Origin of the sequence: uncultured Ruegeria sp. (assembly GCF_947497005.1) — a bacterium.
In the GTDB taxonomy this organism is placed as follows: domain Bacteria; phylum Pseudomonadota; class Alphaproteobacteria; order Rhodobacterales; family Rhodobacteraceae; genus Ruegeria.
Genome location: NZ_CANMFF010000004.1, coordinates 96319 through 109620 on the forward strand (window position 1 = coordinate 96319; position 13302 = coordinate 109620).

The 13302-nt window shown below is 54.4% G+C and carries 10 protein-coding genes; 3 read left to right on the forward strand and 7 right to left on the reverse strand.

The window, feature by feature from the left end:
• Positions 1–87: 87 nt before the first annotated feature.
• Genes Q0816_RS07195 through Q0816_RS07210 form a run of 4 tightly spaced genes read right to left on the reverse strand, consistent with a single transcriptional unit; the run spans position 88 to position 4004 of the window.
• Complete coding sequence (locus Q0816_RS07195) at positions 88–744, reverse strand: ABC-type transport auxiliary lipoprotein family protein (RefSeq protein ID WP_298849063.1); 657 nt, start codon at positions 742–744, stop codon at positions 88–90.
• Positions 741–2057, reverse strand: a complete 1317-nt coding sequence (locus tag Q0816_RS07200) for an MlaD family protein (protein WP_298849064.1) — start codon at positions 2055–2057, stop codon at positions 741–743. The genes Q0816_RS07195 and Q0816_RS07200 overlap by 4 nt, the downstream gene beginning before the upstream one ends.
• 5 nt (positions 2058–2062) lie before the next feature.
• Complete coding sequence (locus Q0816_RS07205) at positions 2063–2866, reverse strand: ABC transporter ATP-binding protein (protein WP_298849065.1); 804 nt, start codon at positions 2864–2866, stop codon at positions 2063–2065.
• A gap of 13 nt (positions 2867–2879) precedes the next feature.
• Positions 2880–4004 carry an MlaE family lipid ABC transporter permease subunit gene (locus Q0816_RS07210; RefSeq protein ID WP_298849066.1) on the reverse strand — a complete coding sequence of 375 codons (1125 nt, stop codon included), beginning with the start codon at positions 4002–4004 and terminating at the stop codon, positions 2880–2882.
• A 258-nt stretch (positions 4005–4262) separates the two neighbouring features.
• Between Q0816_RS07210 and Q0816_RS07215 the strand changes: the two genes are divergently transcribed.
• The 3 genes from Q0816_RS07215 (at position 4263) to Q0816_RS07225 (ending at position 8530) form a co-directional block, all read left to right on the forward strand.
• Positions 4263–5795: an alkaline phosphatase family protein gene (locus Q0816_RS07215; RefSeq protein WP_298849067.1), complete on the forward strand. Its 1533-nt coding sequence runs from the start codon at positions 4263–4265 to the stop codon at positions 5793–5795.
• Between the two features lie 138 nt (positions 5796–5933).
• A complete protein-coding gene (locus tag Q0816_RS07220) occupies positions 5934–7829 on the forward strand; it encodes a PAS-domain containing protein (protein WP_298849068.1) in 1896 nt (631 codons plus the stop codon).
• Positions 7829–8530: a response regulator transcription factor gene (locus Q0816_RS07225; protein WP_298849069.1), complete on the forward strand. Its 702-nt coding sequence runs from the start codon at positions 7829–7831 to the stop codon at positions 8528–8530. The genes Q0816_RS07220 and Q0816_RS07225 overlap by 1 nt, the downstream gene beginning before the upstream one ends.
• Before the next feature lie 142 nt (positions 8531–8672).
• On the opposite strand, the gene Q0816_RS07230 is transcribed toward Q0816_RS07225, so the two are convergent.
• Genes Q0816_RS07230 through Q0816_RS07240 form a run of 3 tightly spaced genes read right to left on the reverse strand, consistent with a single transcriptional unit; the run spans position 8673 to position 13268 of the window.
• On the reverse strand, positions 8673–9983 hold the full coding sequence (locus tag Q0816_RS07230) for an HlyD family type I secretion periplasmic adaptor subunit (protein ID WP_298849070.1): 1311 nt from the start codon (positions 9981–9983) through the stop codon (positions 8673–8675).
• Entirely contained in the window at positions 9967–12114 is a 2148-nt protein-coding gene (locus Q0816_RS07235; RefSeq protein WP_367180473.1) for a type I secretion system permease/ATPase, read from the reverse strand. Before Q0816_RS07235 ends, Q0816_RS07230 begins: the two co-directional genes overlap by 17 nt.
• Positions 12111–13268: a TolC family protein gene (locus tag Q0816_RS07240; RefSeq protein ID WP_298849072.1), complete on the reverse strand. Its 1158-nt coding sequence runs from the start codon at positions 13266–13268 to the stop codon at positions 12111–12113. Before Q0816_RS07240 ends, Q0816_RS07235 begins: the two co-directional genes overlap by 4 nt.
• Positions 13269–13302 lie beyond the last annotated feature (34 nt).

Below are 13302 nucleotides of genomic sequence, written 5' to 3' on the forward strand. Positions count from 1 at the left end.
GACATTGTCCAGAATGCAACATGCTTGGCTGACGAAAGGAATGCGTGTGCCGTCGTGCACTCCCGCCGCTGTGACATGAGGCTACATTTAACTGGGGTTGGATCTCGGATTGCTGGCTACATGCGTGTTGATCTTGCGAATACTCCATTCAACAGCATCGCGCATGGCGCGTCCCAAGGCTAAATCAAACGCTTCGACAAGATCGGATGTCTGCTCACTCTTCGCCACAACGTTTTCCTGGAACGAGCTTGAGGCAATAATCTTGTCTTCGTATTCGTCGATGACCTTGATGTTCATGCGTACTTCGATACGGACCTTGTTTCCGTTCTCGGGGTCCGCGACAACAATGCCCTGAAACTCGCGCAGGTCCGGTGCGATCACATAATCGGCGCGCAGGCCAACCGTTGACCGACCGACTGCAGCAACTTTGCCAGAATTCTCATAGCTTTCGACCAACAGCGTCTGAACGATCAAAGGCGCGCGATCCACCCAGCGGGCGCGCGGCAAATACTGAACCTGCAACGGGGTCGGCTGAACGGCGATCTGATCCGTGTTCACTGCGGCGGTCGCAGATGGTTCCTCGACAACGATCTGTTTCTGTATTCGGGGCAGTGCAGACGAGAATGTGCTCTTTGGCGTCAGCAGATACAGATCGTTGGGTTTTGCCGCTTGCTTTAGTGTGCCCAGACCGGCGCATCCGCCGATCAATGCAACCATCAGTATTGCAAATGCAGGCTTGATCATTGACGGAACTCCGATGCTTGGGTGCCCAGAAGGAAGCGTGCAGGATCACGTTCGACCTTGTCCACCAGACGGTCGAGGCTGATCACGAGACGCTGGGATTCTTCGATGAAACGAACGAATTGGGGCAGGCCCACGCGCAGGAAGTCCGACACCTGTCGGCGATTGTTCTGCACGATGCTGTCAATTGTTCCCAGCAGCTCGGACGCAGAGTTTGATGCACTTAGAACATCGTCCGAGATCTGGTCGATTTTTTCGGTGATGCTCGAGACTGTTTCAGTTACCTGATTGGCTGCCTTTCGGATATCTTCCGCAACAGGCGCTACATCTTCTTCCATGACGCGATTGGCTGATTCAAAGGCCGTTTCTGCCGAAGACAGTGCCCCTTTGGCCGACTCCATCGCAGATGTTATCGAACCTAGCGTTGTATTGGCGTTCAGCACGGTTTCGTTCACGATACCCAGTGTGACGCTGCCGTCATCCGACAAAAGTGTCAGGCGTTCTGCCAGTTGCGACCCGCGTTCGATGAAAGGTTGAATGTCTTGTTGCAGGATACGATCTGCTGTCTGGATCGTCGTTTTTGCTTCGTCCAGCGCGGTCTTGGCTGACTCGGACGCGGATTTAACTGAATTGAGTGTATCTGTACCGGTCTTGAGGGTCGTTTCTGCCGTTTCGATCAAAGGGTCCAGACGTTTTGAAAACGCACCTATGTCCTGGGCTGCACTGCCAATGTCGCTGGCGACGGACTCGAAGCTTGTCAAAGTCTTGTCCAGCCGACCCGTGGCGGAGGCAAGATTGTCCAGAATGCTGCTTACGGCTTCCCGGTTCTTGTCATCAACGACCTTGTTCAGACTTTCCAGAAGTGTAACGGCCTCGTCCAACACTTTTGGCGCGCCTTCAAACAAAGACTGGATGGTGCTGCGCTTGCTTTTGATCACGCTGTCTTGTGGCAATCGATTGGCTGTCGGAGACCCACCCGTAAGTTCGACATAGCCTACGCCGGTTACACCCAGCGATTGAAGTTGTGCGATCGTTTCTTCGGTAATCGGAATATCGGCATCCACTTCAATCCTCACCCGAACCTTAGACTGGTCTTTGTTGTCCAGATTGAGTGATATCACTTGCCCGACGGGCAGGCCGTTGAAATTCACTCCACCTGCCGCCGACAGGCCCGAGACATTATCGAATAACACGTCATAGTAAGCGTATTGGCGGGACACTTCGAATTTGGCCAACCACAGGAAGAAGCCAAATACGCCCAGAATACCCGCAAGGGTAAACGCGCCGATCAGGATGTAATTTGCTCTGGTTTCCATCGCCTTTACCTGTCCTGACCCTTCTGTTGTGCCGCGCGGGCTCGGGGGCCAGTGAAATATTCCTGCACCCAAGGATGATCCACCTTGGTCATATCCTCAATCGGACCTTCAACCAGCACGCGTTTTTCTGCAAGCACTGCAATTCGGTCACAGATGGCGTACAGGCTGTCCAGATCATGGGTGACCATGAAGACCGTCAACCCAAGCGCCTGCTGCAATTCGCCGATCAGCTCATCATAAGCAGCCGCACCGATCGGGTCCAACCCGGCGGTCGGTTCGTCCAGAAATACAATCTCGGGATCGAGCGCCAGAGCCCGGGCCAGCGCAGCGCGCTTGCGCATACCGCCCGACAGTTCCGATGGAAACTTGCCGCAGCTCAGTTGAGGCAAGCCCACGAGGCTGATCTTTAATGCGCCCAGCGATTCCATCAGTTTTTCGCTGAGGCCCGTGTGCTCTCGCAGCGGGGCCATCACGTTTTGCAACACGGTCAGCGATGAAAACAGCGCCCCGTCCTGAAAGGCCACGCCCCAGTGCCGTTCAATCCTGCGGCGATCTTCTTCGGGACCGTTCAGCACATCGACGCCCAAAACTTCGATACTTCCCGCTGCAGGTTTGTTCAGTCCTACAATTGTACGCAGTAAGACGGATTTGCCGGTGCCGGACCCACCAACGATACCCAAAACCTCGCCGCGCCAGACATCAAGGTTCAGATCGTCATGAACCACCTGTGTTCCGAACTGGTTTCTGAGACCGCGAACACGAATCACAGCGTCACTCTGCGTTTGGGTGGATGCTGTTGTCTGTTGCATATCACCGTTCATGTCAGATTCCGATCTCTGAAAAGAAAATCGAAAACAGTGCGTCAATTGCGATCACCATGAAAATGGATTGCACGACCGATGCCGTTGTTCGCTGCCCGACACTCTGGGCAGAGCCTTTGACCTGCATAGCTTGCCAGCAGGCGATAACACCTATGACCAATGCGAAGAATGGTGCCTTGATTAAACCTACTGCAAGTTGCCAGACGTCGGTGTTTTCTTTCAAGCGGGTGACAAACATGCCCGGGCTGACACCGAGGTCGATCCAGCTCATCAAGGCTCCACCAAACAGGCCTGCCATATCTGCGACAAAACCAAGAATTGGCAACATGATCAACAACGCCAGAACCCGTGGAATGACCAGGACCTCGATCGGGTCAAGGCCCAGTGTCCGCATTGCGTCGATTTCTTCCTGAACTTTCATCGAACCGATGGAGGCCGTGAATGCCGAGCCCGAGCGGCCAGCAACAATGATGGCCGTCAGCAATATCCCCAGCTCTCGCAAAATCGAAATCGAGATCAGCTCGACCACAAAGATTTCGGCCCCGAACTGTTTCAGCTGAGTCGCGCCCTGAAAGGCCAACACGACGCCAATCAGAAAGCCCATGAGAGCCACAATGGGAAGGGCTTTGACCCCCGTTTCCTCCATATGCGTGACCAACGCCGCCTTGCGCAGACGCCAGGGCATGATCAGGGTCCGAAACAAGCGGTGCAACGTAAGGCCCAGAAACTCGAGGATTGAAAGAGTATCTTTCCAGGCTCCGAACGTACCTTGACCTACACGAGCGACCCAGCCCAGAAAACCGCCAAGTTTTTCAAGCTTTCCGGGTTTGTCCGGGATGTTACGGGTAACAGTATCAATCAGGGTTGCATGCGCGGGTTTCACGCCTTGAAATTCCAGCGCTGCGCCGTTTGAAGTGAACCTTCGGCCAAGATCAGCAATCAGCCAGGCGCCGCTGGTATCCAGTGCTTCAACGCCGGACAGATCAAAAATGACATTGTCCCCGGAAGGTTGAACTGCAGCAAAATCACTTTCCACGGTTTGCAAGGATTGTGTCAGCAACTCACCAGAAATGCGCACTTGGGCGCCGCTGGCGTCGCGCTCTGAAGTTATCGTTGGCTGCGTCATGGTGCCATGTGAAGTAAAACATTCAATGCCTGCAATGACTTTGTGCTGTCTGGTCCGGTTTTTGCATTGCAGGATGGCCTTGGCGTCACGCTGGGTCCTGCATCCGATTGCTTATGATTTGGAATGAGAGTTGTTTTTCGCGTTTCGAAACAGGTTTGTAAATTAAACGTTTATGCATTCGACTAATTAGTTGCGCGCAGATCGGAAGCGGGACACATTCCGCCGCGGAACCCAAGGCGCTGAATCGGAGAAGTCGGTATGCATCACGCCAAGAACGTCCTGTTCATCATAATCGACCAATTGCGGGCCGATTGCCTGAGCGGTGCTCTGGCTGAGCACATTAGTCTTCCGAACCTGCGGGCTTTCATGGATGAGTCTGTGACGTTCACGCGCCATTTCTCGGTCACCAACCCCTGTGGCCCGTCCCGCGCATCTATTTTGACCGGCCAATACGCAATGAACCATCGTTCTGTGCGAAATGGTACTCCGCTACGTCATGATATCCCGAACATTGCCACAGAAATGCGCAAGGCCGGCTATGCGCCAATGCTGTTTGGATACACAGATACCTCTGCTGACCCCCGCATTCACGATCCCAACGATCCCATGCTTAAATCTTATGAGCAATCGATGACCGGGTTCCTTGAAGTTGTCGAAATGCGCCTGGAAGAATCCTACCCTTGGCAATCGCACTTGATGAAAAAAGGGTATGAATTCGATACATATTGGGATGTTTATAAACCCGTCTCTTCGGATGGTCAGGCACCCAGGCTGAATGACCCGGCCTTATATCGGGCGGAAGACAGCGACACTGCCTTTCTGACCGATGCGTTTCTGGACGGGATCGCACCCCATTGCGGTCAGGGCTGGTTCGCCCATCTGACTTACATCCGCCCGCATCCACCTTTGGTCGCACCCGCCCCTTACAACGACATGTATGATCCGGCTGATATTCCTTTGCCGCAACGCTTGCCGAGCGAAGCCGCTGAAAAAGAACTGCATCCGTTTTTCGGGCCTAAGCTGGATGTCTATACCGCAAAAGAATTCGTTCACGGCTTTGATGAGGTCGAGCCGACGGATGAAAACGTTCGCACGTTACGCGCCGTCTATCTGGGATTGGCGACCGAGGTCGATCATCACATTGGTCGCGTTGTTCAATACCTCAAGGACAGTGGGCAATACGACGATACTATGCTGGTGATCACTGCTGATCATGGCGAAATGTTGGGGGATCGGCACAGCTGGGGAAAAATGACGGTTTACGATGCGGCCTATCACACACCGTTGATGATCCGCTTGCCGGGGAATGAGGCCAGAGCCGGTGAAAGGGTGACCGTTCCCACCGAGTCCGTCGATGTAACGCCGACGATCCTTGATTGGATTGGTCAGGCTGCGCCAAACGCTATGGATGGTCGGTCTTTGCTGCCATTGTTGCGTGGTGATCTTCCCGATGACTGGCGCGGCTATTCCTTCAGCGAACTGGATTTCTCTGAACCCGAAAGCCCGACCCTCTGGCAGCAGAGATTGGGGACAGGAAACAGTGACTCGTGCTTGGGGATTTTGCGGGATGAGCGATTCACCCTGGTCGAATTTGCAGCTGACCTCCCGCCGATCCTGTTTGATCATCAAGGCCAGGGAGAATTCGAGAATGTCGCTGACAAACCCGAATTTGCGGCTGATCTTGTTCGGTTGAGCAGACAGATGCTGCGTCATCGGATGCGGAATATGGATCACACCTTGTCGCTACACTCGATCACTTCTGAAGGCGTAAAGTCCCGTTCCAGGTATTAAGTTCTCATCCCGCATTCGTTGCTTTCGGCCTCAATATTGGACGCATCGATCCAAACGCGCGTCGCGTCGCGCCGCATCTCAATTTCACTACCCGTGCATAAGTTCTGATGGTACGCATGGGCTGTGGAGAGGACGATCTTGGACATTACCGAACAACGCATAAAGGCGATGACGACTGCCGGGCTGAACCTCATCGGTCAGGCGCTTTCGATTTATGACAGTAAACTTCAACTTGTGCTGAGCAATCGCCGCTTTAAGGAAATGTTCGATCTGCCGGATGAACTGGTCGAACGTGGAGCCCTGTTTCGTGACACAATCACTTTTCTCGCCAGCCGAGGCGAATACGGTGATGAAGAAAGCGTGGAAGAGATGGTCAACCTGCGCGTGGAGCAGGCCTTGGCATTTGAGCCTCATTATATGGAGCGCGTGCGACCCAATGGGCAGGTTATCTCGATAGAAGGGGCTCCGCTGCCGCAGGGCGGATGGGTTGCGGTCTACACCGACATTACCGGGACCCGGCGCGCGGAAAATCTGCTGAGGGCGAGATCGGAGGAATTGTCAGAACAGTTGCTGAGCCACGCTGAAGAGTTGTCTGCAACCAACCGTAAGCTTGCAGCTTCGATTACGGCATTGGAAGAGGCCAAGCGCGAGTTGACCGAGATTGAAGCCCGCACGCGAATGATGACCGAAATGATGCCGGCTCATATCGCGCATTTGGACAGCGCTGGGCGCTATGACTATTCCAACCGGCGTTTGAGCAAGGTAATGCCGGGGCGTCCGTCCGAAATTCTTGGGCTTCACATCTCTGAAGCGCTTGGCGCAGCTGCGTTTCAGCGCGTCGAAACGCAGCTGGCAAAAGCATATGACGGCGAGACATCGGTTTTTGAATTCAACGAGGATCAGGATTCCCGCCGCGTCCGCGTTTCATTCACGCCGGATGGGGTAGGGGGCGTGTATGTGATGTCAGTTGACATCACCGAAGAAACGCAGGCACGCGTTGTCTTGCAGCAAACCCGTCGTCGGGCGATGGCCGCCCAGATGACCAGTGGATTGGCGCATGACTTTTCCAACTTGCTAACGATCATCCTCGGGATGCAGTCCAGACTGGACAAAATGAACCTGACGGATGAGGCGCACGAACTTGTTGCGGCAACCCAGCAGACCGCACGCCGGGGTGGGCAGTTGCTGAACCGGATCGCCGACATGACCGGGAGTCGTACGCCGCACCCTCAGGCCACGGACATGCGTGCATTGTTGGAAGACCTGAGGATACTGGCCTCGCCTTCCTTGCCGCGTGGGATGGGATTGTCTGTGGTTAACACTCTTCCGGACCGGGCCTTGATGCTGGATCCGGGAATGGTACAGGACGCGTTGCTGAACCTGGTTTTGAATGCGCGGGATGCCTGTGGAAGTTCGGGTCAGATTACCATCAGCGCACACACTATCGGTGAAATATGGGTTGAAGTCACCGTGTCTGACACCGGGCCAGGCTTTACGCCTGAGGCGCTGGAAAAGGCGCTGAATCCGTTTTTTACCACTAAGGGAAGTGACGGATCCGGCCTGGGCCTGCCCATGGTATATGACACGGTGAAACTCGCCGGTGGTGATCTGCATCTCAGAAATACGCCGTCTGGCGCGTCGGTTGTTCTGCGGTTGCCTTATCGCCCGGCCCCGCCCGTGCAGAATGGCCTGGTGCTTTTGGTCGAGGACAGCGAAGACCTGCGCGGTCAGTTTCGGGATATGCTGGTCGAGTTGGGCTTTGCCGTCATTGAAGCGAATTCTGTCGATGAAGCGCAGGCTTTGATAAAAAGCGTTGAAGACATTTCGCTTGTCCTGTCCGATATCCGTCTGGAAGGAAGTGGTACCGGTCTGGACATTTTGCGAAAGGTGAAGCCGGGATTGTCATGTATCCTTATGACATCACTCCCTAATTCAGATCCGTTGTATCAGCGTGCTCTTGCGCTGGCGCCGGTGTTGCGTAAACCCTTTTCGCAGGCTCAATTGTCAGCCCTGATCCAAACCGAGGCCGCCTGATGACGCAACCGCTGGTAACGATACTGGATGACGAGCCCGAAATTCGACGTATTCTGACGGACGCTTTGGAAGATGCCGGTTTTCGAACACAGAGTTTTTCGCGGGCGCGGGAATTTGAAGCTGCGCTTAATCGAGTGACGCCGGATGTCTGTCTCGTCGATTTGTCTTTGCCAGATACAGATGGGTTGGCGTTGGTTCATCGCCTCGCTCTGGAGCAAGGCGCGGCGGTGATCATTATATCTGGGCGGGTGCAGGTTCAGGATCGTGTTACAGGACTGGAACTTGGCGCCGACGATTATATTACAAAACCGTTCGATCCCGCAGAAGTCGTTGCACGGATCAGGGCCAGGTTAAGGACGCCGCGCAATCAGACTCCACACTCGGACAAGGCTGAGTTCAATGGCTGGACCGCGCATTTTGACCGTTATGTTCTTGAGGACGGATCAGGTTCCGAAACTCCTTTCAGCCATGCTGAAGGAGAAGTCCTGCGTCTGTTTCTTGAAAGCCCCAAGCGTCTGATCAGCAGGGGGCAAATGCAGGAATCTCTGGGTGGAGCGGCAGGTGACAGTTTTGACCGAGCCATGGATGTTCGAATTTCGAGGCTGCGCACCAAACTTGGAGAAGATCCCAAGAACCCGCGGCTGATCAAGACGATCTATGGGGCAGGGTACATTTTTTTGGGGGATGTTGATTGGAAGTAGTCACTGACCAGAGTGTCCAATTCTTGGTCAAGTACGTTGTTTCAGGCTCATGTTAAGCTCCTTCGAACAATAATCACCGAAGCTGCTGACATAGTTTGGACCTTTTCTGAAATCGCTCACCTAACGCGAATTGTCCGTTTGCCTATTCGCGCAGCGCCTGATCCTTGATCTTCACAACGGGTTTCAGAATGTAATCCAATACAGATTTCCGACCTGAAAGAATATCCACTTCCGCGATCATGCCAGGTATGATTTCGACGGCAATACCGTTCCCATCGAGCATGGTATTGTTGGTACGAATTTCTACCACAAAGACTTCTTCATCATTGCGCTCTGATCGTGTGATCGTGTCTGCACCTATGCGGATGATTTCACCATCCAACGCCCCATATCGCGCAAAATCATAAGCTGTGATCTTTACTTTCACTGGCTGCCCGGCGCGCAAAAAAGCAATGTCCTCAGGCTTTACATAGGCTTCGACCAACAACGTGTCGTCCAAGGGTACAATTTCAACAAGGTCCTCTCCACTGCGAGCGAGGCCACCAATGGTTGAGCGATGAATGCGGTTGACGATCCCCCGAACCGGAGACCGAACCTGCGCCCTTGAGGCCCGGTCGCGCAAAGCGGGCAGGGCCGGTTGCAGAGCCGCCAGCTCGGCGGTGGCAAGCGCCAGATCGGTCAGTGCGGCGCTGCGAAACCGGCTTCGAACCGCCCGAATCCGATCATCGATTTCGCCCAGACCTGTCTGCAACCTGTTGGTAGTAGTTTCCGCGCGTACTTTGCGGCCACGCCATTCAGCTTCACTCCTCCGCAATGCAAGCAATGTTGTTGCAGGCTCCATTTGACGCTCAACCAACGGCGCCATGATCGCCCGTTCCTCGGCAAGGACTTTAAGCGTTTCTTCGGCCGTTACCTGATCCACTAGGCCTTCTTCAAGTTCTCGCTGTTTTTGTTGTCGTTGACGTTCCAATATGGCGATCTCAACCTCTAATTCGGCCTGCCGCCCCTGATACAGCGCCGTTTCAGATTGCACGACACTTGGCGCGCCCTTGATCAGCTGCATATCGAACTCCAGCTGAGCCCCGTCTATTTCGGCCCTGAGACGTTGAGCGCGGGTCATCAGGCCATATGCGCGCTGCTGTTCCTGACTGAGCTGGCTGTCGATCTGAGTAGTGTCGAGCTCCATCAACAATGCCCCTTTGTCGACCAGCTGGCCTTCGCGAACATGCAGTGACTGCAGCACGCCGGGCTCGGTGGCGTCGATCAGCTGCAGGTCACCGGATGGGACGATCCGGCCGTCCACGCGCGTGACATTGTCCAGCTCCGTCAGATAAGCCCACAGCACGGCAGCAATCAGGCAAGACAGAATGACGAGCAAGAGTAACGAGCCCCGAATGGGAGCGCCCCCCTGCATTTCACGTGCCAACGCGGCCAAATCAGGATGCTGCGACATTGAGATGCCTCCCCGACCGACGCACATGTTGTGTCAGCAGGCTTTTGGGGCCATCTGCCGCGACTTTTCCGTGTTCAAGAATGATGACTCTGTCAACGAGATCCAGCAAGCTGGTTCTGTGCGTTACGATAACCATAGTGGAATCCGAGGCTGCGTTTTTTAGCCGCTGGATCACCTGGGCTTCCGTTTTGACATCCATCGCGCTTGTCGGTTCATCGAGCAGAAAAACCGGTGGGTGGCCGATAAGCGCCCTGGCCAGAGCAATGGCTTGCCTTTGCCCACCGGAAAGACCTTCGCCGCGTTCCGCAAGCTGAAGATCATAACCTCCCGGATGGTTGGCCACAAAATCCTCGACACCAGCGATGCGGCCTGCTTCAACAATATCCTGATCTCGCGGCCGAATAGCTCCGCTAGCAATATTGTCGCGTACAGATCCGGAAAAGAGCCATACATCCTGTAGGACTGATCCGATGTTACGACGCAGATCGCCAGGGTCGATCTGGCGTATATCCAGACCGTCGAATGTTACAGATCCGACGCGTGGCGTGTACAAGCCCAAGAGCAAACGCGCGATGGTGCTCTTTCCGCAACCGATTTGACCCAGAATCGCAACCTTTTCACCGGGGTTGATGATGAAGGAGACGCCTTGCAGGGTATCCTCACTCTGTTCGGGGTAAGAAAAGTATACGTTGTTGAAGGCAAGCGTTCCTTTGAAATCAGACCGGTTCACCCATGACCGGCCTTCCGGACGCTCGCTTTCCGCCATCATCAACATGTTGAGGTTTCGATAAGCGCTTCGGGCTTGGTTGAGTCTTGTCAACGTCTGAGCCAACTGGCCCAAAGGGGCCAAGGCCCGTCCGGTCAGCATCACAGAAGCAACCAATGCGCCCATGCTGGCTTGGCCATCTGTGATCAGAAAAACACCATAAAAAACGATAAGTACCTGAGCTGCTTGCTGCGTAAACCCGGTCAGGTTCAGTGCGAATTGCGTGACAGCCCGGCTTTGAGCACCATGAGAGGATTGCCGTTCTATCGCTTGTTCCCACCGAGAACGCATTTGTCGGCCAGCAGCCGTCGTTTTTATTGTTTCGAGGCCTGAAACAGCTTCAACGAGTACTGATTGTTTGGATTGCCCGTCAGACAGGCTTTTTTCCGCCATGCGAGACAGGATCGGCTGTACCGCTAAACCTGTCAGCAGAACCACAGGAACGGCCAGAGCAGGCACCAATGCCAGTTGTCCGCCGACTAGGTAAATCACAAATATGAACAACCCGATGAAAGGCAGATCGACGACAGCAACAAGCGTCGCGGATGTAAAGAACTCGCGCAGGGTTTCAAACTCACGAATGGTGCTGGTCATGGCGCCGGTGGAACCCGAACGCGATTTCATTTGGATATTCAACAGATGGTCGAAAATACGCCGACCCATTAGTAAGTCGGCTTTTTGCCCTGCCTTGTCGATAAACCCTGCCCGCAGCAATTTAAGCGCGAAGTCAAACAAGAGCGCCAAAGCCACACCTGCCGTCAGGGCGATCAGCGACTCGGTTGCCTCATTTGGCAAAACACGATCATAGACAACCATGATGAAAACTGACGTCGTCAAGCCCAGAAGGTTTGCCAGAGCCGCTGCGAGTGCGACTTGGGCGTAGGTCCATCGGTTGGCAGATAATGCCGCGCGAAACCAATGACCGGGGTAGGGTGTGTTACCAGCGGATACTTCGTCTTTGTGGTTTCGTCGGAACAGGATTGCGTAACCTGTGTAAGTGTCGGTCAACTGTTTTTCCGAAACTTCTCCAATCCCTTCTCCAATGTCCGGGTCAAATACCAACATGGCACCGTTTCGCGCTCGACCGTGGTAAACGACAGCCCTGTTCCCGGTCATCAGTAGCAATGCCGGCGCCAGGTTTTCGTCCAACTCCCCAATGCGTCGCTCGCCATATCCCGCCTGCAACCCTGCATTTTGCGCCACGGCGACTACATCCCGAATAGTCAGGTCTCCGTCTAAACCGGTTTGCGCCGCATGTATTGTTGCCAGTGTCAAAGGCCGCTCAAGTGTAGAAGCAATGTTCATCAGGCAAGCTTCGAAGCATGTCAAAAGCGGTTGTTCTTGAGTTGTTTTCGACATGTTCATTTCCCATTATTCCATTCCCCAAGCGATATCCCGAGAAGGTCAAGAATGTCGCCGGTGAGGCTCAGGGCTGCGTAATTGGTCAGAAAGAAACTTTGCTCAGCCAGGATTAAGCGTTCTTGCGCATTCACGTAGTCACGCTGAGCGTCCAGTATTTCGATCAGGCTGCGACGCCCAATAGAGAATTGCGCGCGGGAGGCAGCAACACTGTCGGCATTGGCGCCAACAGCAACCCGGGCCGCACGCAGCCGTTCAGCTCCGGCTTTTTGATCAGATCGAATAAAGCCCAGTTCGCGTGTGATCTCGCGAACGAGTTGCTCTCGTGCAAACTCGGCGTCTCTAACTTGTGCATCCGCAGCCGCGATAGCGGCACGGCGTTGACCTGTGCTGTCCAATTCGTAGTTAACTGAAAGATCCACGCCGAAATTTGCGTCTCGGCTGTCGTCCTGGTTAGCAAATGCAGCAACCCGAATGTCCGGTTTGCGTCGCGCTTGAGCCGCTGACCATTCGGCTTTGGCCGCCAACAAGCTTGCGTCAGCCCTGCGGACCTGAGGACTACTCATTACAATTTGGGCGTCACTTCTTTCCAGTGGCGGAGCGGGCACAGGAGGAGTCAAAGAGCCAGGCATAGTCCCAAACACTTCACGAAACCGCGCTTCAGCCCGATCAGTTCGTGCTCGGGCATCAGCCAGCCTTGTGCGCGCATCAGCCATTCGTGACTGAGCGGTTAGAACATCTGCATTCGAACCAGCCCCACCCGCTGTGCGGTCTGAAATCTGACGCACCAGTTCTTCATGAACCGAGACATTGTGGGCGGCAATGCCCAGTATCTTACGTTGATCAAGGACAAGTACATAGGTCTCAATGGCAGCCAACGCAGTGGCCGATGCCGTCTGAAGTTGATTACCCATGCTTTCCAGCACGCGTGCCTGTGCAGCCGTCAAATCACCTGAAGCGGCCCCACCGTCGTAGACCAATTGTGAGACCCTCAGATAGGGTGAAACATCTGCAATATCTGACTCAACCCGTTCAGACCGAGCATTGATGCCCAACGATATCTGCGGAAGGAACGCGCCTTCAGCTGCGTCTCGATTGGCCGATGCGATATCCATCCTGGTATCACTTTGCGCCAGAGTTGGGCTCGTCTCTATCGCCATGCGCACCCGTCGTCCGAAGGTGCTTTGACTGAGT

What these genes read in the sequence shown, in the direction of transcription:
- Q0816_RS07195 (WP_298849063.1), bottom strand. Translation starts at nt 744, where the DNA reads ATGATCAAGCCTGCATTTGCAATACTGATGGTTGCATTGATCGGCGGA.
- Q0816_RS07200 (WP_298849064.1), bottom strand. Translation starts at nt 2,057, where the DNA reads ATGGAAACCAGAGCAAATTACATCCTGATCGGCGCGTTTACCCTTGCG.
- Q0816_RS07205 (WP_298849065.1), bottom strand. Translation starts at nt 2,866, where the DNA reads ATGCAACAGACAACAGCATCCACCCAAACGCAGAGTGACGCTGTGATT.
- Q0816_RS07210 (WP_298849066.1), bottom strand. Translation starts at nt 4,004, where the DNA reads ATGACGCAGCCAACGATAACTTCAGAGCGCGACGCCAGCGGCGCCCAA.
- Q0816_RS07215 (WP_298849067.1), top strand. Translation starts at nt 4,263, where the DNA reads ATGCATCACGCCAAGAACGTCCTGTTCATCATAATCGACCAATTGCGG.
- Q0816_RS07225 (WP_298849069.1), top strand. Translation starts at nt 7,829, where the DNA reads ATGACGCAACCGCTGGTAACGATACTGGATGACGAGCCCGAAATTCGA.
- Q0816_RS07230 (WP_298849070.1), bottom strand. Translation starts at nt 9,983, where the DNA reads ATGTCGCAGCATCCTGATTTGGCCGCGTTGGCACGTGAAATGCAGGGG.
- Q0816_RS07235 (WP_367180473.1), bottom strand. Translation starts at nt 12,114, where the DNA reads ATGAACATGTCGAAAACAACTCAAGAACAACCGCTTTTGACATGCTTC.
- Q0816_RS07240 (WP_298849072.1), bottom strand. Translation starts at nt 13,268, where the DNA reads ATGGCGATAGAGACGAGCCCAACTCTGGCGCAAAGTGATACCAGGATG.